Genomic DNA, 21,722 nt, shown 5'->3' on the forward strand with positions numbered 1-21,722 from the left:
GGGGCAAACGGTTGGGGAGGATCCAACCAAAGGAGTCGTTGAAACGTCGAAACGTCAGCGAGCGCTGGCCACCGCCTCCGGCTGCCAGCCACCGCCCAGGGCCTTGTAGATCGCCACGATGCCCTGGTACAGCTCGACCTCGCCCTGTGCCTGGGCATCCTCGGCGCTTAGCCGCTCGCGCTCGGCATCGAGCAACACCAGGTAGTCCACCGTGCCTTCCCGGTAGCGAACCGATGCCAGGTCGGCTGCCTTGCGGCTCGCTTCGCTCTGGCGCATCAAGGCCAACAGGCGTTGCTGGCGTTTGCCGTAGTCGCTGAAGGCATTGGAGGACTCTTCCAGTGCCAGCAAGACCTGCTGTTCATAATTGGCCAGGGCCCCTTCGGCATCGGCCTTGGCCCCGCGTAGGCGAGCCCGCACGCTGCCCAGGTCGAATGCCGCCCAGGTGATGCTCGGGCCCAGCGCCCAGGCATTGGCCGCCGACGAGCCGATCTGTGAACCGCGCGCGGCGGTAAAGCCCAGGAACCCGCTCAGGCTCACCCGTGGGAACAGGTCGGCCGTGGCCACGCCGACGTTCGCCGTGGCCGCCGCCAGCTGGCGTTCGGCGCTGCGGATGTCCGGACGTCGGCGCAGCAGTTCGCCTGGATCGCCCACCGGCAATGCCTTGGCGATGGCCGGCAGCGCCTTGGGCGAGAGGTCGACACTCAATGCATCCGGCCGTTGGCCAAGCAGGGTGGCGATCCGGTTGCGTGCCCGCACCTGTTCGGCCTGCAATTGCGGCACCGTTGCCTCTACCGCGGCCAGGCGGGCGTCGGCGCGTACCACGTCCAGCTCGTTGCCCACGCCGGCATCGCGCAACGTCTCGGTGATGCTGCGCGATTCCTGCTGGGTCTTGAGGTTGGCCAGGGCGATCTTCTCGCGCAGCTGGGCACCGCGCAGCTGGCCGTAGGCATCGACCAGTTCCGCGATCAGGCTGACCTGCAACTGCTGCAGGTCGGCCGCCGCAGCGGCCTCCTGCGCCTGGCTGGCTTCGATCTGCCGCTGTATGCGACCGAACAGGTCCAGCTCCCAGGCCATGTCCAGGCCCAGGTCATAGCGTTCGCTGTTGACCCGGCGCTCGGTCTGGCCGGGGACCTGGCCTTTGCCGATCTCGCTGCTGGCGCGGCTGGTGACCACCGGCAGTGGGTCGTTCTGCGCATCCTCGCGGATCGCCCGGGCCGCCTTGAGCCGGGCGTAGGCCACGCGCAGGTCGCGGTTGCCGTCCAGCGAGGCTTGCACCAGTTGGTTGAGCACCGGGTCGTCGAATTGCTTCCACCACACGCTTTCGAAGCGGCTACGGTCGAAGGCCTTGGCCGGCGCCTGGGTATCGATGTGCGCAGGCTCGGTCTGCGGTGCCTGGTAGTCCGGGCCCACCGCGCAAGCCGCCAGGGCCAGTGCCAGCAGGCTCGGGGTCAGGGGTTTGAGCAGGTTCATGCATGGCTCTCCAGCGAGGGCGCGCGCTCGGCCTTGCGGGCCTGGCGACGTTCGACGAAACGGCGGATCAGGAAGAAGAACACCGGAGTCAGGAACAGGCCGAACACTGTCACGCCGATCATTCCGCTGAACACCGCCACGCCCATGGCATGGCGCATCTCGGCACCGGCACCGGAGGAGAACACCAGCGGCACCACACCCATGATGAAGGCGATCGACGTCATCAGGATTGGCCGCAGCCGCAGGCGGCAGGCTTCCAGCACCGCAGCGAGCGGATCGAGGCCTTCGGCCTGTTTGTCCTTGGCGAACTCGACGATGAGGATGGCGTTCTTGCACGCCAGGCCCACCAGCACGATCAAGCCGATCTGGGTGAAGATGTTGTTGTCACCGCCGGAGATGATCACGCCGGTGATGGCCGACAGCAGGGTCATCGGCACGATCAGGATCACTGCCAGCGGCAGGCTCCAACTTTCGTACTGGGCCGCCAGCACCAGGAAGGCCAGCAGCACGCACAGCGGGAAGACGAACAGTGCCGTGTTGCCTGCCAGGATCTGCTGGTAGGTGAGGTCGGTCCATTCGAAGGTCATGCCGTTGGGCAACTCCTGCTTGAGCAGTTTCTCCATGGCGGCTTCAGCCTGGCCGGAGCTGTAGCCCGGCGCTGCGCCACCGTTGATTTCGGCGGTGATGAAGCCGTTGTAGTGCATCACCCGGTCGGGCCCGGAGGTGTCGCTGACCTTGAGGAAGGTCGCCAGCGGGATCATCTCGCCCAGGTTGTTGCGCACCTTCAACTGGCCGATCTGCTCGGCGTCGAGGCGGAACTGCTGCTCGGCCTGGACGTTGACCTGGTAGGTGCGGCCAAAGCGGTTGAAGTCGTTGGTGTACAGCGAGCCCAGGTAGATCTGCAGCGTCTCGAAGATGTCGTTGATGGCCACGCCGTGGGTCTTGGCCTTCTCCCGGTCGATGGCGGCATCGACCTGGGGCACGTTGACCTGGTAGCTGGTGAACAGGCCGGCCAGCTCCGGCACGTCATGGCTCTTGGCGATGATGTTCTGGGTTTCCTTGTACAGCGCTTCGTAACCCAGGTTGCCACGGTCCTCGATCTGCAGGCGGAAGCCACCGATGGTGCCCAGGCCCTGCACGGGCGGCGGCGGGAAGATCGCGATGTAGGCGTCTTGGATGTCAGCGAACTTGGCGTTCAGCGCCGCCGCGATGGCTGCCGCCGACTGGCTCGGGTCCTTGCGTTCGTCGAACGGCTTGAGCGGGGTGAACACGATGCCGCTGTTGGGGCTGTTGGTGAAGCCGTTGATCGACAGGCCCGGGAAGGCCACCGAGTCGGCCACGCCAGGTTGCTCCAGGGCGATTTCGCTCATCTTCTTGATCACTGCCTCGGTGCGGTCGAGGCTGGCTGCGTCCGGCAGTTGGGCGAAGGCCACCAGGTACTGCTTGTCCTGGGCCGGCACGAACCCGGTCGGGGTCGACGAGAAGCCCAGGTAGGTCAGGCCCATCAGCCCTGCATAGACGAACAGCGCGATGCCGCTGGAGCGGATGACCCGGCGCACGCCGCCGACGTAGCCATGGCTGGCGCGGTCGAAGAAGCGGTTGAACGGGGCGAACAGCCAGCTGCCCAGGAGTTTTTCCAGCAGCAGCGAGAAGCGGTCCTTGGGCGCATGGTGGTCCTTGAGCAATACCGCGGCCAGGGCCGGCGACAGGGTCAGGGAGTTGAACGCCGAGATCACGGTGGAGATGGCGATGGTCAGGGCGAACTGCTTGTAGAACTGCCCGGTCAGCCCGGAGATGAACGCCGCCGGCACGAACACGGCGCACAGTACCAGGGCTGTGGCGATGATCGGCCCGGTCACTTCGCTCATGGCTTTTTGCGTGGCCTCCAGCGGCTTGAGGCCCAGGCCGATGTTGCGCTCGACGTTCTCCACCACGACGATGGCGTCATCCACCACGATGCCGATAGCCAGCACCAGGCCGAACAGCGACAGCGCATTGAGCGAGAAGCCGAACAGGTGCATCACCGCGAAGGTACCGATCAAGGAGACTGGCACCGCCATCAGCGGGATGATCGAGGCGCGCCAGGTTTGCAGGAACAGGATCACCACCAATACAACGAGCACCAGCGCCTCGAACAGGGTGTGCACCACCGCCTCGATGGAGCCGCGCACGAACACGGTCGGGTCATAGACGATGCTGTAGTCCATGCCCTCGGGGAAATCCTGCTTCAGCTCGGCCATCTTCGCCCGCACTTCGTCGGAGATCTCGATGGCATTGGAGCCTGGGCGCTGGAAGATCGGGATCGCCACCGCCGGCTGGTTGTTGAGCAGCGAACGCAGGGCGTACTGGCTCGAACCCAGCTCGACCCGGGCGATGTCCTTCAGGCGCGTGATCTCGCCGTTGTCGCCGGCGCGGATGATGATGTTCTCGAACTCTTCCTCGTTGACCAGGCGGCCCTGGGTGTTGATCGACAGCTGGAAGCTGGTCGAACCCGGGGCGGGTGGGGCACCCAGCTGGCCGGCGGCGACCTGGCGGTTCTGTTCGCGGATGGCCGCCACCACGTCGCTGGCGGTCAAGTTGCGCGAGGCGGTCTTGTTCGGGTCCAGCCATACCCGCAGGGAATAGTCGCCCATGCCAAACAGCTGCACATCGCCCACGCCACCCAGGCGTGCCAGCTCATCCTTGATGTTGAGGATGGCGTAGTTGGAGAGGTAGAGCATGTCGTAGCGGTTGTCCGGCGAGGTCAGGTGCACGACCATGGTCAGGTCGGGCGAGGCCTTGTCGACGGTGATACCGATGCGCGTCACTTCCTCCGGCAGCTTGGGCTGAGTGCGGGTCACGCGGTTCTGCACTTGTACCTGGGCGTTGTCCAGGTCGGTGCCCAGGGCGAAGGTGATGGTCAGGGTCAGCTTGCCGTCGGCGGTCGACTGCGAGGACATGTACAGCATGTTCTCGACGCCGGTGATGGCCTGCTCGAGGGGCGCGGCCACGGTTTCGCCGATCACCTTGGGGTTGGCGCCGGGGAAGTTGGCGCGCACCACCACGGTGGGCGGCACCACTTCGGGGTATTCGCTGATCGGCAGCTGGAACAGCGCGATGGAGCCTGCGATCAGCAACACCAGCGACAGCACGGCGGCGAAGATCGGCCGTGTGATGAAGAATTTGGAGAAGTTCATCGGCATCGATCCTTAACCGCGAGGTGCCTGGGCACTGGCGACTTTGTCGTTGGAACCGGCCACCGTCGGGGTCGGGTTGCTGGCCTCCAGGGCCTGGCGCTGGCGAGCCAGGGTGGCGAGGGTCTCTTCGCTGGCCATCGGGGTTTCCTCGGGCGTTACCGGGGAGCCTGGGCGTACGCGCTGCAGGCCCTTGACCACGATGCGGTCATCCTTGCTCAGGCCGCTGCGCACGATGCGCAGGCCTTCGAGCTTGGGCCCCAGCTCCACGGCGCGGTAGGCGGCCTTGTTGTCCTTGTCCATGACCAGCACGAACTTCTTGCCAAGGTCGGTACCCACGGCTTCGTCGTTGATCAGCACCGCGTCGTATTTGGCGCTGCCGACCAGCTTCAGGCGGGCGTACAGGCCCGGGGTGAAGCGGCCGTCGCGGTTGTCGAACACGGCGCGGCCACGGATGGTACCGGTGCGCGGGTTGACCTGGTTGTCGACGAAGTTCATCTGGCCCAGGTGCGGGTTACCGGTTTCGTTGGTCAGCCCGAGGTACACCGGGGTGCTCTGGCCGCGCTGGCCATCGCGAGCCAGCTGGGTGTACTTGAGGTACACGCGCTCGTCGGCGTCGAAGTAGGCGTAGACCTTGTCGGTGGACACCACCGAAGTCAGCGGGGTGACATCGGCGGTGACGATGTTGCCGGCGGTGAACTGGGCACGGCTGACCCGTCCGCTGATCGGTGCGGTGACGCGGGTGAAGCTCAGGTTGAGGCGGGCCAGGTCGAGCTGGGCCTGGATCGCATCTACCCCGGCGCGGGCTTCGGCAGCGGCGCTGCTGCGCGATTCGGCCAGTTCGGCGGAGATGGCGTTGCTGTCACGCAGGCGTTCGCCGCGGCGCGCTTCGTTGGCGCTGCGGATGGCGGTGGCCTTGGCTTGTTGCAGCTCGGCCTCCAGACGACGGACTTCGGCCTGGAACGGGCGTGGGTCGATCTGGAACAGCAGGTCGCCCTTGTTGACCTGGGCGCCTTCGGTGAAGGCCACCCGGTCGATCTGGCCCGACACGCGCGGGCGCACCTCGACGGTTTCCGGGGCTTCCAGACGACCGGTGAATTCGTCCCATTCGTTGATCGGCTGCTCGATCACCTTGGCCACGCTGACCTTGGGTGCGGCGGGCGCCTGCACGGCTTCCGGGGCTCTGCCACAAGCGGCGATCACCATCACTGCCAACGCAGCGAGTGGAAAGCGCAAGGGTTTGAATGATTGTTCCATGGAGAACTCCGCCAATTATTGGATAGTGGGCGGATTCTGCGAGCCTTGCGCGCGGGGAACGAATCGAACGGGGCGAAGGTTATTATCAAGCGGAATGATAAGTCCGGCGGCATCATCGATCAGGACACATGAAAGCCAGGTGTCCTCGACAGGGGGCCGCGTTGCGGCCCATCGCAGGCTCCGCCAGCTCCCACGATTTCACCCTTGGGGCTTAGTTGCTGCTGTGTGGGCGAAGCCTGCGATCGAGTGCGAAGCGCTCGCTGCTGATGTCTCTGTCCTCTGGAGGGCTAGAGCCATGTGGCATCCCAATGAGGGTAGTCCGCTATTGTCGACACCAGACCGGCGCGCAATGGGTTGGCCACGATGTAGCGAGCGGTCGCCCGTATATTGTCCTCCTCGCGCAGTGCTCGGTCATGGTATCCCTTTTGCCAGAGGCCGCCCTGTTGCTGATAGGACCGGTTGACCAAGTAGGCGCTTCGGCATTTGACCCGTCGCATCAGTGCATCCAGCGAGGTGTGCTGGAGCTCGAGCAGCCAATGCAGATGGTCGGGCATTACCACCCATGCCAGTGACCGGGCCAGGCCCGTTTCTTGAGCCTTGCGCAGTTCTCCGACCAATATTCTGGCCAGATGGAAATCACGGAATATGGGTTGGCGGTGCTGCACCGTTGTGGTCAGCAGGTATATCTGAGCCTGAATAGACACCCGGCCCTGGCGAAGCCGGTGAGATCCTGGACTGTCCATGGCCTTTTTCCTTGAAGTGGAATACTCAAGGTAGCTGCGAGTCGCGAAGGTGCTATTGGCTCAATGGCACAGGATGTGTCCTACATTTCACCGTGTCGGCTCGTGGGAGCTGGCGAAGCCTGCGATGGGCCGCGACGCGGCCCCAGGGCCTTCAGGCCTGTGCAGCGAATTGCGCCAAGCGCTCACCATCGAGCCGGTAGCGAACCCACTCATCCTGAGGCTCGGCCCCCAGGGACCGGTAGAAGCCGATTGCCGGCTCGTTCCAGTCCAGCACGCTCCACTCCAGGCGCCCGCAGCCCTTGGCCACGGCCTCGCGGGCGATATGACGCAGCAACTGACGGCCAGCTCCGTCGCCGCGTTGCTCCGGGGTGATATACAGGTCTTCCAGGTAGATACCGTTGCGGCCCAGCCAGGTGGAATAGCTGTAGAAGTACACGGCAAAGCCGATGGCCAAGCCATCCCGCTCGCAGATCAGGCTGTGCACCGTGCTGCCCTCATCGAACAGGCTGCGCTCGATGTCGCCCAGGCTCGCCACCACTTCGTGGCGGGCGCGCTCGTAGTCGGCAAGCTCGGTGATGAAGGCAAGGATCTGCGCGGCGTCGGCGCGTACGGCGGGGCGAATGGTCAGGCTCATGGTCGGGCATCCTTGAAGGTGCAGGGCAGGGTGCTTCGGACCGATACAGTCATGTGTATCGGTGCAATTTAACGTAACTGTACGGGTCGCAAGGAAAATCGCTCCGCTAGTGTGACAACACAACAACCCTTGTGGAAGCCCACCATGCTTGGATCCATCGATCTGCTCACCGCCTTCGTGCTCTTTGCCTTCGTCTCTTCGATCACGCCGGGGCCGAACAACACCATGCTGCTCGCCTCGGGGGTCAACTTCGGTGTGCGCCGCTCCATTCCTCATGCCCTGGGTATCAGCATCGGCTTCATGGTGATGGTGCTGGCGGTGGGCTTCGGCCTGGGCGAGCTGTTCAAGGCCTGGCCGCCGCTGTACACCCTCTTGCGCTACGTCGGTGCGGCGTACCTGTTGTACCTGGCCTGGAAGATCGCCACCTCCGGGCCGATGTCCGGCGATACCAAGGGCGCAGGCAAGCCGCTGGGCTTCTGGGGGGCGGCGGCATTCCAGTGGGTCAACCCCAAGGCCTGGGTGATGGCGGTGGGGGCGATCACCACCTATACGCCTGCCCAGGGCTATGTGCTCAACGTCATCGTCATCGCCGCCTTGTTCGCCCTGGTCAACCTGCCCAGCGTCGGTATCTGGGTGATGTTCGGCAGCGCCTTGCGCAACTTCCTGCAAAACCCGCGCTGGTTGATGCTGTTCAATGTCCTGATGGCCCTGTTGTTGGTGATTTCGTTGTACCCGCTGCTGTTTGTAGAATCGTCTTTTTCCTAGACCGATGAGTACAGCAAAGCGATGCAGTTGATTCCCTGGTCCCACGAAAGCTCCGAAGGTTTCACCCTGCGCGGCTGGCGGTCACCGGCCAGCGGGCGGCCGTTGCTGCATTTCCTGCATGGCAACGGCTTCTGCAGCCTGGCCTACCAGCCCATGCTGATGACGCTGGGTGAGCACTTCGACCTGTGGCTCAGTGACGTGCAGGGCCATGGCGACAGCGACCATGGTGGGCCCTTCCGGGGCTGGAACCGCAGCGCCGAGCTGGCGGTCGAGGCGTTCGAGGCCGGGCGGGGCGAGTATGGGGACGTGCCGCGCGTTGCGGTGGGCCACAGCTTTGGCGGTGTGCTGACGGGGTTGATCCTGGCCAGCGAGCCACACCTGTTCAGCCGCGCCATGCTGCTCGACCCGGTATTGTTCAGCCGGCGCATGCTCGGCGTGATGGGCGTGGCTGCACTGGTCGGGCTGCACCGCCGTCACAGCTTGGCTCGCAAGGCCGCGACCCGGCGCAGCCATTGGCCCGACCGCGAGGCGGTCACGGCATCGCTGCAAGGTCGGGGCATCTTCAAGGGCTGGAGCGAGGCAGCATTGCAGGCCTATGTGGAGCATGCCGTGGGCGAGTGCGGGGAAGGGGTGGTGCTCAAGTGCAGGCCCAGCCGGGAAGCGGAGATCTTCAGTTCGTTCCCTGAGCGGATGTGGTCCCACCTTCTGCAGATCAAGGTGCCGACGTCCATCCTGTATGGCGAGCATACCTATCCGTTCGTTCCCCATTCGGTACAGCGGCTGGCCGCGCTCAATCCCCATGTGAACGCTCGGCAGGTGCCCGGGGGGCATTGCTTCATGCAGGAGGATCCGGCGGGGGCGGCGCAGCAGGTGGTGACCTGGCTGCTCGCCCATTGACGGGTTTGCATGTGATGTAGGAACGCGACCGGGCCAGGCCAGATCAGGCCACATCGACCAGGACGATCTCGCTGTCCTCGACGGCCGTTACCTGCAACACCTGCTCCTGCTCGATGGCCACGCCATCCCGGGCTTTGGCCCGCAGGCCATTGACCTCCACCAGCCCCTTGGCAGGCACCAGATAACCCCGGCGTCCCGCGTCGAAGCGGTATTCGGCGCTTTCGCCAGCACGCAGGGTTGCGGCCACCAGGCGCGCATCGGTGCGGATGCGCAGGCTGTCTTCATCGCCGGCCCGGCCGCTGGCCAGGGTCACGAAGCCTTCACCGCGCTCGCCCTTGGGGAAGGGCCGGGTGCCCCAGGACGGCGCTTCGCCGACCCGCTCAGGCATGATCCAGATCTGGAAGATCCGCGTGTCGACCTTTTCCAGGTTGTATTCGCTGTGCACGATGCCGGTGCCCGCGCTCATTACCTGGACGTCGCCGGCCTCGGTGCGGCCTTTGTTGCCCAGGCTGTCCTGGTGGGTGATCGCCCCTTCACGGACGTAGGTGATGATTTCCATGTCCCGGTGCGGGTGTGGCGGGAAGCCTCCGCCGGCGGCGATCAGGTCGTCGTTCCAGACGCGCAGATTGCCCCAATTCATGCGCGCCGGGTCGTAGTACTCGGCGAACGAGAAGTGGTGGTGGGCATCGAGCCAGCCGTGATTGGCATGGCCCAGGCTTTCGAACGGACGCAGTTGCAGCATGGTCGTGCTCCTTGAATCGGTTGATGGAGCCATGATGCGCCAAAAAAAGATCGAAAATAAGCGTAAATATCGGCTTGTTTTGATCTATTTATTGGATTTGTTTTGTTTGGGTAAAGCCTGCGATTCATCGCCTAATCCACTGATCTGCAAGCATTCGCTGGCGATTTTTCGCAGATGGGGCGAACATGCCCGTTGATTCGATTTTCAACGGAGTGACCGTGCCTCACGAGCATCCCCCAGCCCCTGCAGACCTGGCGCCGCCGGCCCAACTGCCCTGGTTTCGCCGCTTGGCCGCTCGCCTGCTGGGCCGCGGCCTGACCCGTCTACAAGCGCAGCACCGCGACTCTTGGTTCCTCGGCCATGCGACCGGCCAGCGTCGCGGCCATGCCGATGGCGTGCGTGAAGGCTACGAGCGCGGTCGGGTCGAAGGCTACGAAGCTGGCCGTCAGGTGCTGGTGATCCGCGATGTCCGTCCCGACGCCGCTGGGGTACCTGGCCAGGACGACAAGCTGTTCGACGACTGGCGCCTACCGCTGTCCGCCGAATTGAAAAAGCGCTTCAAGGCCGATGTCGCCCAGCGCCTGCCTGCCGAGGCCCAGCCCAGCGCCGCGCAATGGAAGCTGATCTTCAGCGATACCCCGTCCACCTGCGTGGTGGCCGGTGCAGGCGCGGGCAAGTCGACCTCGTTGGTGCTGCGCATCCTGCTGTTGCGCCATTACCTGGGCTACGAGCTCGATGCCATGACGGTGGTGACCTTCACCCGCGAATCGCGCAAGGACTTCATCAAGCGCCTGGTGCAGGTATTCGCCCTCTGGCAGCTCGATCTGCATCCCGCCCAGGCCCGCGAACTGGTGCGTACCTTCCATTCGCGCATCCTGCCGCTGGTGCGCAGCCTGCCGGGCTTCGGTCAACTGCGGGCATTCGAGACCCTGGGGCAGGACCTGCCAGCTGGTGGCGAAGCCAACGCCGAGGGCAACCCGTTCGACTTGCGTTTGAATGACGCCCAGCGCCAGCAGCTGAACCTGTGCTATCGCGACCTGCTGCAAGGCAACTCACGCTTCGCCGAACTGATCGGTGCGTTGCGACGCGAGGCCCTGCAGCTCAAACCCCTGGACCCGGACCACCCCGACGTGCAGAAGCGTGTGCAGGTGACCCAACTGGCTGCCCAGCGTGACGAAGAGCTGTGCGACGTGATCGAGGACTTGTGGTTCGCCGCCGGCGCCTGGCCGATCAAGGGCATCGAGCCGTGCCGCGATACCGTGCAGATCCGCGGCAGCCGGTTCCACGTGCATGGCCGTCTCGAAGGGTTGGATGCGTGGGTGGTGCTGGGCTTCGACCCGTCCGAAAGCGCCCAGTACCAACGTCCGGGCGCCAAGCTCGGGGTTCGCGCGGAATGGGCGGTCAAGCGCACCCTGTTTCAAGCTTTCTGCGACAAGCCATTGATTTGGTTGGAAAGCTATTCGGCGGCGAAGCGGCTTGCCGCCACCCTGGCGGGCGATGCCGTCGCGGGCCCGGGCTTCGAATACAAGGTCAAGGGCGAGCTGGCGCCGGCACCGTTGCTCGATGCATTCGTCAGCGCTGCCAGCTTCATCGAAAACCTGGGCCTGGATGTGAACCGCGCCGTGGCTGCCATGCGTTTCCCGCCCGATGACAGCGACGCGTTGTTCTTCGAAGCCTTGGCACTCTACTGGAAAGCCCTGGAAGCCCATCTGCTGGCACAGTCGCCTCCGGTGATGACCTACAACCGCATGTTCGCGCTGTTCGGCGAGCACAACCCGGAAAACCTGCGCCTTTTGCCCGACCCACTGCTGCGCCCGTTGGCGCACCTGATGATCGATGAGTTCCAGGACGTCTCGCCGCAGATCGTCAGCTGGCTGCGGGCGAGCCTGGCCGAGATCCGCAGGCGTGGATCGGCCATGCACGTCGGGCGCAACGCCGGACACAGCTCGCTGATGTGCGTGGGCGACGATTGGCAGTCTATCTACGGCTGGCGCGGCAGTTCGCCGAAATACTTCATGGAATTCACCAAGGCTTTCCCGTCGCCGGCCAATACCCGGGTCATGCTGGTGGAAAACTATCGCAGCCAGCAACACATCATCGATGCAGCTGAACACCTGGTAAAAGGCGCACAGGCTATCGCAGGCAAGAAGGCCAAGGCCAGCGGCCTGGCTGCCGAGCTGCCGCTATCGCCGGTGAAAGTCTTCGAGCGCGACGAGGCCGCCTTGGCCAAGACCTTGATGGAACACTACCAACGGGGCGAAACGGTCATGATGCTGTTTCGAAAAAGTTCTGATAAATCATTGATGGATCAGCATTTGTCAGCGGTGTACAAGGCGGATTCCAGCTTGCCGCCCGACCAGCGCCGGCTGCGCCAGCTGACGTACCACAGCGCCAAGGGTCTGCAGGCCGACGCCGTGTTCATGCTCGGCGATTGCCAGTACCTGACCAGTTCACCCTACAAGAACCAGGCGTACCGCCTGGCGGGCCTGGGGCGTCCGGGCGATGCCCAGGCATTCGACACGGCGCAGAAGGAAGAAGTGCAGCGCCTGGCCTATGTGGCGGTGACCCGTGCGGTCAGGCACTGCTATTGGCATGTCGAGCCGGCCAATGGCGAGCTTGCGGGGGCGCCGCGAGCCTCCGCCCAGGTGGCCGGCCGACATGCGTTTTTCGAGGATCTACGCGGTCACTGAGCGTTCGGGTCCTGTTGCCGGGTCAGTTCGAGCAACAGGGCTTCTTCCTGCGCCAGGCGTGCGTCCAGCAGTCGCTTGACCGCTTGCAGGTGCTGCCCCTCGTTCACTTCGACCCGGCGTAACTGCCCTGCGGTATCCCGTGGTGACTCCGGCAACTCTGGCGTGATGGCCTCGATCACAGCGTCATCCAACGCATCGATGGGGTCGGCCTGGGCGTCCAGGCAGTAATCCAGGTAGTCCAGGCCCGATTGCCAGCGGGCGTTCAGCGCGTCGAAGTCGTCGGCGTAGCGTTTCTTGAGAAAACGCTGCCAACTCGGCTGCCGCGCGACCCAGGCATGTCGCAACGGGTCGTTCTGCTCTTCTTCATCGAACCGTTCAACGGCGTTGATGACAGCGTCCGCTGTACTGTCAGAAATCATCGCCGTCTGGCGGTAGAGCATCTCGTGGCTGGGCTCCGGAACCTCGAGCCGAGGCGCCACGGCCTGGCGCAAGGCCAAGCGTATTTCGATGTCATCGATCAAGGCCGTACGTAGCTGTTCCGGGTGGATGTCATCGAGTGGATCGAGCGGGGGCAACTGCGGGGTGTTGCCTCTTTGGGCGGCTGGCAGGGTTTCCCATTCGCGGTAGGCAGTCTGGACGCGCAACCGGGCCAGGTAGATACGCGCCGCCAGGATGTTCACCTGCTCGCGGCGGAACAGGCGACCGTAGAAGGCGAACAAGCGTGGCCCGGCGATCGTACCGTCGATACTTTCGCTATAGGCCAGCACCTCGACTTCCAGTGTGCTGAACCCATCCGTACCTGCATCGCCACAGTTAGGCGGGAAGTCACTGGCTATCTGTTCCAGATGGGCTCGCAGGTATTCATCCTGACTGGCCTTCTCCAGCAGGCTCCAGATTTGCCTGGCCAAGGCTTCCGGGCTGGTACGCGCCTGTTCCGAGCGCCCGACGCGCTCGATGACCTGTTGCAGATTCGGGTAGGCACCGTCTTCGAACAGCGTGCTCCACAGTTGGCGTTGTCTGTCTGTGGCGGTGTCGAGCCAGTTCACCGGGGGGACGTCATGGGGTATCTCGGGCGGTAGCAGCGGTTGCAGCTCCCGTGTTTCAAGGACCCTGACGCCCACTTCACGCAAGCGTTCGGCCGTCTGTTCAGGGATGCCGTTGTCGAAGAAGGTCCAGATGAGCAGGCGCCGACCCGTACGTAGCTCATTGACGAAGGTGCTTTGCAGGATCCGCTCGAGCATCGGGAATTCGGTAATGTGGTTTGTGCTCAGCTGAAGATCGCGCAATCGGCAATTTTGCCGCTCCATCAACTCGGTCAGCCCCGTGGGCCATTGCGTGAGCAGGCAGCCGTCCAGATAGAGGCCTTCAAGGTTGTGCAGGTCGCCCAGCAGGGGGGCGAGCCCCAGTGGGTTGTTCGACAGCCTAAGTTCACGCAACGACGTCAATTGGCCGAAATGCGCTGCCAGGCCAGGGGTGAGGTCGATGGCATTGGCTTCGAGCTGCAGTATCTGCAGTGGCAGCCGTGCCAGCACCTGCATGTCGGCGACGCCCAGCTCCAAGCCAGCATGAGAGAGGCGGAGCACGCGCAGGTGCCGCATGGCACTCAATGCCTCGCGAGCTTCGGTGTTCAAGCGGGCCAGTGGCGAGCGGATGAGTGTCAGCTCATGCAGGCCCGGCGCGCTGCGCAGGGCCTGGAACAGGGCGTGCGTATCCAGTTGCGGGTTGTTGGTCAGTTCCAGTTGCTGCAGATTCGGAAAACTCTGCAGGAAATCCGCTGGAATCGTCCGCAGTGGCAGGCCATCGATGGAAAGCTCCCTGATGTGGGGAAATGGCACGGGCAACGAGGGCAGGGCGTCGAGTGCCAGGCGGTCAAGGTGCAGGCGTTGGCCGCCATCGCGGGCCCAGGTGCGAGCAAGCAGCCGGCTTAACGTTCGGCGGCTTTCGTATTCATCCTCTGGTGCGGTATCGGTCCAGTATTGGAGCGATTCGGTGAGGGTCGCACGCTGCTGGCTCAGCACCCTGAGCTGTTCTGCAACGTTGCCATGCAGGGCCATCTCCTGGGCCAGGTTGCGGATTTCGTCTGGGCGTAGCCCTGGATACAGGCCTTGCAGTTGGGTATGCGTGGCATTCTGGCCGGTCCTGAACAGTTCTCGAAAGCGGAACCGGCCACTGAGCGGGTAGCCCAGTTGCCCATCGCTCAAACGCATCGGGGAGCGCCAAAAGGGCTTGATGGGTTGCTGGCCGATCAACCGGGATGCCAGGCTTCGGTCCGCCTGTACGGCGTCAAGGCGCGCTGCCAAGCTGGCATCGGGCTGCTCTGCCGACAGCGCATCGGCCAGGCGCTGACTATCGGCATTGGCCAGGGTGGGTCGGTTCAGGCCCAGCAAGGCCCGGTCCAGTCGGGCACGGGCCTGAAGACGTCGTGCCTCCTCGGCGATGCGCAACGGAATGCGACCGGCAGCCAGGCGATGCCTCTCGGTGGGGCTGGCATGGTCGAGGAGGGCCTGCAGGGCGTCGTCCGGTACGCCGCCGAATTGGCCGGCCAACAGCTGCGCTGGCGCGCTCAGGGGCTGTCGACGGCTCGCCTGCAGGCTCTCGAACACGGCCGTGCGCTGGCCAGCCAGGTGATCGGCCAAGCATTCGTCCAAGGCAGAAGCGCCCGCACCTCGTGCCCCATTGGCCGACAGCAGTGCGGTGAATGTCTCTGGCGCCATCTGCGCTGCAACCGTCTGGCTCAGATGGCCTTGTTCCAGTGCAGTGCGGGTAATCATTATCTGCACTTCGCCGGGCGTCTGCGCTGCGCCATAGCGGGTGACCGCGCCCAGGGGGGCCGGGCCTTCGTATGCCAGGATGACATGATCTTCGGGCCAGCCTGGCAACATGGGCAGGGCTGAAAGCGCATAGTGTTTGTATGCTGCAAGCGGCTGGGCATGGCGTACGCGAGAAATGACATCGCTGGTCTCTTGGTCGATGCGCAGGCGCTTGAGCGCATCGACGAGCAGCGCCGGTGGCCGTTGCCCATCGATGTGCACGCGGCGCAGCACGTCGGCATCCGTGCCGGTGGCGTTCATGACCATGATCAGGTCGTCGTCCTGCAACCCTTCGGTCACCTGCCCGAGACGGCGCATCAGTTGCACATCGCTCCAGTCCAGCGGTTGTTCCAGGGCCAGGCGCCAGGCACCGTGACCGTTATGCTGCAGACGAGGGCGATAGGCGTCGGAGGCACTGGGATGAAGCAAGCGCCAACTGCCCTGTTCGCCTTGTTCGAGCTGGTACGTGCGGCCTTCGATGCGAATGTAGTGGCGATCTTCCAGCGCATACAGGCCTTGTGCGTCCGGCGACAGCTCGCCAGGCAGCTGCACGGGGCTCTGGTAGGGAGAGAGGTCTGGACGCCACAGTCGCTCCTCGCCTTCGTGCAGGATCGACTGCATGGCATCGACGAAGCCCGAGGCCTTGAGCGCCTTTAGCCCCGCGCCGATGCCCGCCACGGTGGCGAGGTTGGCCGCGATGGATTCCACCTGGGCAAGCGCCTGGGCGGTATCGTCGTCCTCCCAGGCTTCGATGCCATGGAACACGCTGCCCATGATCTGTGCCGCACCGATGGTCATCATGATCGGGTTGAGCAAAGGCACGAACATCGCGGCGACGTTGAGCACGTCCAACCCCACCGATAGCCAGTATTCCAGCCGCTCCAGGCGCGACTTGGCGTCGGCATCGGCGGTGGGCACCGCAATGCTTGCGGCATCGCCCTTGAGACGGCGCACGTGGTCGCGGTAAAGCGTGAGCCAGGGATTGTCAGGCAGAGCGATACGTTCGTAGAAGACCCTGGGCGATGCCTTGTTCACCCGGACCTTACGACCAAACAAATGCTTCTCGGTGAACAGCGCCTGGTGCAGCTTGCCGGTCAATTCGCCTTGCAGGGCATGGGGGGCGAAGCCGATCACCTGCCGCAGCAGGCCAGCATCCTGCATGCGCTTGGCCAGATCGCCAGCGGCCTGGCTTGCCGAGGCATATTCGTGCAACGGCGCATCCGGCGCACCGGGAATGTAGACGATGCACGGGTTGGTCGCATCGTCCTGGTCCGGGCCGATCACCAGCACTTCGTTCAGCGCAGTCGCGAACAGGCTGATCCGCCAGCATTTCAGTGGTCGGCCCGCATACTGCGGGTCGGCAGCGCTCTGGCACAGCTGCATCAGCGCTGCGTGTCCAGCCTCGCTCAGCCGACCGCGCAGGCGGGCGATCCAGGCCTGGACCGTTAGCTCGTCACGGTTGGCCTGGATGGACAGGCGCTGGATCCAGGCCGAGGCAGGGCCCTCGAACAGTGAAGCCAGATGCTGTTGGTACTGCTGGCCCAGGTCCAGGTCACGGCAGATCCTGACGAACCCTGCGGCTGTCAGGCCCGCTACCGGGCTGGCGACCGGGCGTGTGTCGGTCTTGCTGCGTTGCAGGGCACTGAAGGGGCCGGCTGCGTCCGGGCTCTCGAAGTTGTGCAGCGCCGCTTCCAGCAGGCTGAGCATGCGTGCCTTGCCCTGCGGGTCGCGCTCGTAGCGCTGCCGGTCGGTCTGTGCGGCAACGGTGGCGGTGTCCTCCGTAATCGCCTCGATGATCGGCTTGAAGGGCTGGAAATGGTATTGCGCCTGTTCGACAGGGTCGTCGATGCCCAGGCGTCGCTCCAGCAGCGGTTTACAGAACTCGGTGATGCCCTTGAGCGGCTTCAACGCATGTTGCAGGGCCTTGCGGCTGGAGTCCCTGCGTTCGATGGCCTCGCGCAGGGCTTGCTGTTGTGCGGCGCTGGCCTCGGCATACCAGCCATGGGCCGTGCCGTCGGCCTGGAGGTAGTCTTTGCGCAACCTGGCCAACAGGCCGGAAAGGTAGTGCGCATGCACGTGCTTGCTCCAGGAGGGCAGGGAACGAACGATCTGTGCGTGGTGGAAGGGGGCCTCGGTGGTCATGGTCAACTCCTTGTCAAAGAGCTGCCATTGAGCGGTCGTGCGGGATGATGCAGGCGATAACGAGATACTACCCAAGGGTCGGTGTCGCACATGTTGTCGTCGGTGACGGGGCAGCGGGCCGTGTCTGGCTGGGCCAAGGTAGGCTACCGGCCTGTGCGCTGGCGCCAGGCCATAGCCAAGGGAGAGAGTTCATGCGTTCGCAGTGCAGTCCCAAGGATCACCTGCTAGACCTCGATGGCGTCGAGATTGCCGTGCGTTGCTGGGGCCCGGAAGATGGCATTCCGGTGCTCGCATTGCACGGCTGGTTGGACAACGCCGCTTCATTCGACCGGTTGGCACCCCTGCTCGACGGGTGCTTTGTGGTCGCACCGGACCTTGCCGGCCACGGCCGTTCCGATCATCGCCGCGACGACAGCGGCTATTACCTGTGGGAACACGCCGAAGACATGCTGGCGGTGGTCGACAGCCTGGGCCTTGGGCATTTTCATGTCCTGGCCCACGGCATGGGCACCGGTATCGCCTCGCTGCTGGCGGCACTGACCAGCAGCATCGCCAGTATGATCTTCCTCGATGGTATGGGGGCGCCGTTCACGGTCGCCGAGGATGATCGTGTGGCGCACCTGGCCCGGGCCTATCGCCTCAAGCGCATGGTCCGGCGCAGCCGTCTGCAAGGTTTTGCCGAGCCTGGCGGGAGCCAGTTCGATGACCTGGATACCGCGCTCGCCCAACGGCGCAACCGGCTCGATGGCAATTTGTCCGCCGAGGCCGCACGGCTGTTGGCCCAGCGCGACCTGTTGCAGGTGGGCGAGGGCTATTGCTGGCGCCACGACCCGCGCCTGGTGCTGCCCGAACCCATGCCCTTGACCGAGCGTGAAGCCTGCGACCTGCTCAGGCAGATCGCCTGCCCGCTATACCTGATGCTCGGGCGCCAGGGCGCCTTCGCCGGGGATGGTGTCGAGCCACGACAGGGGGCCCTGCCTGGCCACGCCCGGGTCACCTGGCATCCGGGAGGGCATCACTTCCATCTCGAAGGCCCGGACCGCACCCTGGTCGACCTGATCCTGCGGGTGCTGGCCACCCATGATCATGGCCAGTTGCAGCGCCTGGTCAACGAGTAGCCGCGCGAAACGGGGGGCTGTCGGTGCACCTTGGGATGGGCTATGTTGCCCACGTACCTTTTCCCAGGTCGCTCAAAGGAGCTACGGCATGCCACCGTTCGTCATCCAGCACATCGACCATATTGTTCTACGGGTTCATGACCTGGACCGTAGCATCGCCTTCTACCGTGACCTGCTCGGTTGCCAGGTGAGCCGAACCCGGGAAGACCTGTGCATGGTGCACCTGGCGGCAGGCACGGCGTTGATCGACCTGGTGAGCCTCGATGGGCCGCTAGGGCGCCCAGGCGGGCCGGCGCCGAGCGGGCAGGGGCATAACCTGCATCACTTCTGCCTGCGCATCGAACCTTTTGATGAGCACGCCTTGGTCGACTACCTGCAAGCGGCCGGGGTCACCGTGGAACCTGCGGAGAAACGTTACGGCGCCGAGGGCGAGGGGCCCTCGCTGTATTGCTTCGACCCCGACGGCAATCAGGTCGAGCTCAAGGGGCCGGTGTCCTGTGAGCTGGCCCCGCGATAAGGGCCAAGTCCTTGCCAGACGACGGTAATCGGGCGCTGCTCCTGTGGTCTTGCGCAGCGATGGCTAAAAATACCCCGCGAAATCAATTGGTTATTAATTTTTTGTAAGAGGATGCCTTTGCCTTTGCCTTTGCTCTTGCTTGCGATGCGCGATAGCCCAGGCGCCGCCAAACGCGACGTCAGGAGGCCGAGTGGAGGCATTACGGAGGTGGGTGCCGGGCATGGATGCCCGGCAAGCGGCGCAGGGCCATGGATGGCCCTTCGCCGCGCCCCACCGGGAGTAATGCCGGAGCGAGGGAACCCCGGAGCGAAGCGCAGGGGCCGGATGCAGGAGCCAGCGGTTTTTGCCTACTTTTGCCCAAGAGCAAAAGTAGGTCGCCGTAAAGGCGAAAAGGTGAATCAGCGCCTCCATGGCGAATGGATATTTCGCTATTTTCAATGCAGTCGATTTTTACAAAGGCTTCCGCTCGGCCTCCTGACGTCGCGTTTGGCGGCGCCTGGGCTATCGCATATCACAAGCAAGCGCAAGGCTGCCGCTGATGCTAGGCATGATCGAAGTGTTGGCCCAATCGCCGGCAAGCTGCCCCACAGGGTAGCGCTAGTTATGGGTAGGCCGAAGATCTGGAATATTTCCTACAGATCCACCGATCAAGCAGAACACCTTTAACGAGATGACTCTAAGCAAAGACAGCCCAACGAGATCATCATCGTGGCCCGACAGTCCCCTGCCCCACACGCCACACCCGCCCAGGCCGTGACCTTGCTGGTACTGGCCATGGCCACGGTGCTGGCGTCCGGCATCATGCCCCGCCACCGCGCCGACTGGCTGATGGAGAACCTCGTCCCGCTGGCCCTGATACTGGCCTTGGTCGTCGGCTGGCGCTGGTTGCGCCTGTCATGGCAGGCCTACCTGGCTATCCTGCTGTTACTGGCCGTGCATGAACTGGGGGCGCACTACACCTACGCCGAAGTGCCCTACAACCGTTGGTGGCAGAGCCTGTTCGACCAGTCGTTGAACGCGGCCATGGGCTGGCAACGCAACCAGTACGATCGTTTGGTCCACCTGAGCTATGGCCTGCTGTTCTATCGGCCGCTGCGCGAAACGCTATGGCGTCTGACGCCCCTGCGTGGGGCTTGGCTCGCCTTTCTGGCGTTGAACCTGGTGCTGGCCACCTCGGCGTTGTACGAACTGATCGAATGGGTCGGTGGCCAATACGTGGGCACCGACACGGCTCGGGCCTTCGTCGCCACCCAGCGCGACCCCTGGGATGCGCAGAAGGACATGGCGCTGGCGCTTGGCGGGGCGCTGGCCAGTCTTGCGTGGGGCACATTGCGGAGTGTTCGACCGCCCAGGTGATGCCGAGGAACATCCCGCGCCGACCTGGCGTCTCCCGACATATCGGAAGACGATCCAGAGGAGCTGCCCATGTCTGCCCCCGCCAAGACTCGCGAAGCTGCCGACCAGGCGCTGCTGACGCTGCTGCGCCGCCATGGCGAGCCGCTGCCGAACATCGATGCGCCACTGTTCGGCGAGCTGTTCGACCGCTATGCCGACGCCAAGGTCGTGCTGATCGGTGAGGCCAGCCACGGCACCCGGGAGTTCTACCGGGCTCGGGCCGCCATCACCCGACGGCTGGTGGAGCGGCACGGCTTCACCATCGTCGCGGTGGAGGCCGACTGGCCCGATGCCGGCCAGCTCGATCGCAAGGTGCGGGGCCTGGGGACCGCGCCCACCCGCGACCCGGCGTTCGCGCGCTTTCCCAGCTGGATGTGGCGCAACGTCGAGGTGCGCGAGTTCATCCATTGGCTGCATGGCCACAACCAGCCCTTGGCGAGCGAGGCGCGTATCGAGTTCCGTGGCCTGGACATCTACAGCCTGCGCAACTCCATGGCCGAAGTGCTGGCCTACCTGGACCGCACCGACACCGAGCTGGCGCGAGAGGCCCGCCAACGCTACGGGTGCCTCACCCCATGGCAGGACGACCCCGCCCTGTATGGGCACTTCGTCGAGCGCGGTGGCCAGGTGCCGTGCGAGGATGCGGTGGTGCAGCAGCTCAACAGCCTGCTGGCCGAACGCCTGGCGCGTCTGGCCGATGATGGCGAAGCCTTCTTCGACGCCACCCAGAACGCCCGTGTGGTGCGCGCCGCCGAACAGTACTACCGGGCCATGTACCGCGGCTCGGCGGCCTCCTGGAACCTGCGCGACACCCATATGTTCGACACCTTGCGGGCCTTGCTCGCCCATCGCGGCGAAGAGGCCAAGGCGGTGGTGTGGGCGCACAATTCCCATATCGGCAACGCTGCCGCCACCCAGATGGGCTGGCGCGGCGAGCTCAACTTGGGCCAGCTGTGCCGCACCGCCTTCGGGCAGGATGCGGTATTGATCGGCATGAGTACCGACCGTGGCCAGGTGGCTGCCGCCGATGATTGGGATGCCCCGGTGCGGATCAAGCAGGTCCTGCCGTCACGTCCGGACAGTTGGGAACGCCGTTTCCTCGATGCCGGCATCGCGGCCTCGTTGACCGACTGGCGCGGGGAGGGCACGCAGGCATTGCGCGCGGCCCTGGCCGAACCTTTGCTCGAGCGTGCCATCGGCGTCATCTACCGCCCGGCCACCGAGCGCCAGAGCCATTATTTCGAGGCGTCGCTGGCCGACCAGTTCGATGCCCTGGTGTGGATCGAGCAGACCGCTGCCGTCACGCCGCTGCCGGTGCCCGAGAGCGCCAGCCACGAGGAAGACACCTTCCCGTTCGGAGTCTGATGTC

At 64.5% G+C, this 21,722-nt stretch carries 15 protein-coding genes; 8 read left to right on the plus strand and 7 right to left on the minus strand.

The window, feature by feature from the left end; genetic code table 11:
* Positions 1-54: 54 nt before the first annotated feature.
* From K8374_RS11275 to K8374_RS11295, 5 genes are all read right to left on the minus strand, one after another.
* On the minus strand, positions 55-1,470 hold the full coding sequence (locus K8374_RS11275) for an efflux transporter outer membrane subunit (protein ID WP_224459099.1): 1,416 nt from the start codon (positions 1,468-1,470) through the stop codon (positions 55-57).
* Positions 1,467-4,646 carry an efflux RND transporter permease subunit gene (locus tag K8374_RS11280; protein ID WP_224459100.1) on the minus strand — a complete coding sequence of 1,060 codons (3,180 nt, stop codon included), beginning with the start codon at positions 4,644-4,646 and terminating at the stop codon, positions 1,467-1,469. Before K8374_RS11280 ends, K8374_RS11275 begins: the two co-directional genes overlap by 4 nt.
* A 12-nt stretch (positions 4,647-4,658) precedes the next feature.
* A complete protein-coding gene (gene mexE / locus K8374_RS11285; RefSeq protein ID WP_224459101.1) occupies positions 4,659-5,900 on the minus strand; it encodes a multidrug efflux RND transporter periplasmic adaptor subunit MexE in 1,242 nt (413 codons plus the stop codon).
* Between the two features lie 287 nt (positions 5,901-6,187).
* Positions 6,188-6,643, minus strand: a complete 456-nt coding sequence (locus tag K8374_RS11290; protein ID WP_224459102.1) for an REP-associated tyrosine transposase — start codon at positions 6,641-6,643, stop codon at positions 6,188-6,190.
* Between the two features lie 151 nt (positions 6,644-6,794).
* Positions 6,795-7,277, minus strand: coding sequence for a GNAT family N-acetyltransferase (locus K8374_RS11295; RefSeq protein ID WP_224459103.1), 483 nt, complete (start codon positions 7,275-7,277; stop codon positions 6,795-6,797).
* A gap of 144 nt (positions 7,278-7,421) precedes the next feature.
* Here K8374_RS11295 and K8374_RS11300 point away from each other — a divergent pair, with 144 nt between their 5' ends.
* Together K8374_RS11300 and K8374_RS11305 are read left to right on the plus strand one after the other, a co-directional pair.
* Entirely contained in the window at positions 7,422-8,042 is a 621-nt protein-coding gene (locus K8374_RS11300; protein WP_224459104.1) for a LysE family translocator, read from the plus strand.
* Positions 8,043-8,063: 21 nt separating this feature from the next.
* Complete coding sequence (locus K8374_RS11305; RefSeq protein WP_224459105.1) at positions 8,064-8,939, plus strand: alpha/beta fold hydrolase; 876 nt, start codon at positions 8,064-8,066, stop codon at positions 8,937-8,939.
* Between the two features lie 43 nt (positions 8,940-8,982).
* On the opposite strand, the gene K8374_RS11310 is transcribed toward K8374_RS11305, so the two are convergent.
* Positions 8,983-9,681 carry a pirin family protein gene (locus K8374_RS11310; RefSeq protein ID WP_224459106.1) on the minus strand — a complete coding sequence of 233 codons (699 nt, stop codon included), beginning with the start codon at positions 9,679-9,681 and terminating at the stop codon, positions 8,983-8,985.
* Between K8374_RS11310 and K8374_RS11315 the strand changes: the two genes are divergently transcribed.
* Together K8374_RS11315 and K8374_RS11320 are read left to right on the plus strand one after the other, a co-directional pair.
* Complete coding sequence (locus tag K8374_RS11315; RefSeq protein WP_224459107.1) at positions 9,680-9,877, plus strand: hypothetical protein; 198 nt, start codon at positions 9,680-9,682, stop codon at positions 9,875-9,877. The two genes, K8374_RS11310 and K8374_RS11315, sit on opposite strands and share 2 nt — an antisense overlap.
* On the plus strand, positions 9,867-12,371 hold the full coding sequence (locus K8374_RS11320) for a UvrD-helicase domain-containing protein (protein ID WP_224459108.1): 2,505 nt from the start codon (positions 9,867-9,869) through the stop codon (positions 12,369-12,371). The genes K8374_RS11315 and K8374_RS11320 overlap by 11 nt, the downstream gene beginning before the upstream one ends.
* Here K8374_RS11320 and K8374_RS11325 read toward each other — a convergent pair.
* Entirely contained in the window at positions 12,365-17,323 is a 4,959-nt protein-coding gene (locus K8374_RS11325) for a dermonecrotic toxin domain-containing protein (RefSeq protein WP_224459109.1), read from the minus strand. The genes K8374_RS11320 and K8374_RS11325 overlap by 7 nt on opposite strands.
* 191 nt (positions 17,324-17,514) lie before the next feature.
* Here K8374_RS11325 and K8374_RS11330 point away from each other — a divergent pair, with 191 nt between their 5' ends.
* The 4 genes from K8374_RS11330 (at position 17,515) to K8374_RS11345 (ending at position 21,718) form a co-directional block, all read left to right on the plus strand.
* The gene (locus K8374_RS11330) at positions 17,515-18,441 is read left to right on the plus strand and encodes an alpha/beta fold hydrolase (RefSeq protein ID WP_224459110.1); all 927 of its coding nucleotides are present in this window, start codon (positions 17,515-17,517) and stop codon (positions 18,439-18,441) included.
* 88 nt (positions 18,442-18,529) lie between these two features.
* On the plus strand, positions 18,530-18,958 hold the full coding sequence (locus tag K8374_RS11335; RefSeq protein WP_224459111.1) for a VOC family protein: 429 nt from the start codon (positions 18,530-18,532) through the stop codon (positions 18,956-18,958).
* A 708-nt stretch (positions 18,959-19,666) separates the two neighbouring features.
* The gene (locus tag K8374_RS11340; protein ID WP_224459112.1) at positions 19,667-20,314 is read left to right on the plus strand and encodes a DUF2238 domain-containing protein; all 648 of its coding nucleotides are present in this window, start codon (positions 19,667-19,669) and stop codon (positions 20,312-20,314) included.
* A 69-nt stretch (positions 20,315-20,383) separates the two neighbouring features.
* A complete protein-coding gene (locus tag K8374_RS11345) occupies positions 20,384-21,718 on the plus strand; it encodes an erythromycin esterase family protein (RefSeq protein ID WP_224459113.1) in 1,335 nt (444 codons plus the stop codon).
* Positions 21,719-21,722: the final 4 nt, after the last annotated feature.

This window comes from Pseudomonas sp. p1(2021b), assembly GCF_020151015.1.
GTDB classification, from domain to species: Bacteria; Pseudomonadota; Gammaproteobacteria; order Pseudomonadales; family Pseudomonadaceae; genus Aquipseudomonas; species Aquipseudomonas putida_K.

Excerpts from the sequence above, each read along its gene's own strand:
- K8374_RS11275 (WP_224459099.1), bottom strand. The coding sequence starts at position 1,470 with ATGAACCTGCTCAAACCCCTGACCCCGAGCCTGCTGGCACTGGCCCTG.
- K8374_RS11280 (WP_224459100.1), bottom strand. The coding sequence starts at position 4,646 with ATGAACTTCTCCAAATTCTTCATCACACGGCCGATCTTCGCCGCCGTG.
- mexE (WP_224459101.1), bottom strand. The coding sequence starts at position 5,900 with ATGGAACAATCATTCAAACCCTTGCGCTTTCCACTCGCTGCGTTGGCA.
- K8374_RS11290 (WP_224459102.1), bottom strand. The coding sequence starts at position 6,643 with ATGGACAGTCCAGGATCTCACCGGCTTCGCCAGGGCCGGGTGTCTATT.
- K8374_RS11295 (WP_224459103.1), bottom strand. The coding sequence starts at position 7,277 with ATGAGCCTGACCATTCGCCCCGCCGTACGCGCCGACGCCGCGCAGATC.
- K8374_RS11300 (WP_224459104.1), top strand. The coding sequence starts at position 7,422 with ATGCTTGGATCCATCGATCTGCTCACCGCCTTCGTGCTCTTTGCCTTC.
- K8374_RS11305 (WP_224459105.1), top strand. The coding sequence starts at position 8,064 with ATGCAGTTGATTCCCTGGTCCCACGAAAGCTCCGAAGGTTTCACCCTG.
- K8374_RS11315 (WP_224459107.1), top strand. The coding sequence starts at position 9,680 with ATGGTCGTGCTCCTTGAATCGGTTGATGGAGCCATGATGCGCCAAAAA.
- K8374_RS11310 (WP_224459106.1), bottom strand. The coding sequence starts at position 9,681 with ATGCTGCAACTGCGTCCGTTCGAAAGCCTGGGCCATGCCAATCACGGC.
- K8374_RS11320 (WP_224459108.1), top strand. The coding sequence starts at position 9,867 with ATGCCCGTTGATTCGATTTTCAACGGAGTGACCGTGCCTCACGAGCAT.
- K8374_RS11325 (WP_224459109.1), bottom strand. The coding sequence starts at position 17,323 with ATGACCACCGAGGCCCCCTTCCACCACGCACAGATCGTTCGTTCCCTG.
- K8374_RS11330 (WP_224459110.1), top strand. The coding sequence starts at position 17,515 with ATGCGTTCGCAGTGCAGTCCCAAGGATCACCTGCTAGACCTCGATGGC.
- K8374_RS11335 (WP_224459111.1), top strand. The coding sequence starts at position 18,530 with ATGCCACCGTTCGTCATCCAGCACATCGACCATATTGTTCTACGGGTT.
- K8374_RS11345 (WP_224459113.1), top strand. The coding sequence starts at position 20,384 with ATGTCTGCCCCCGCCAAGACTCGCGAAGCTGCCGACCAGGCGCTGCTG.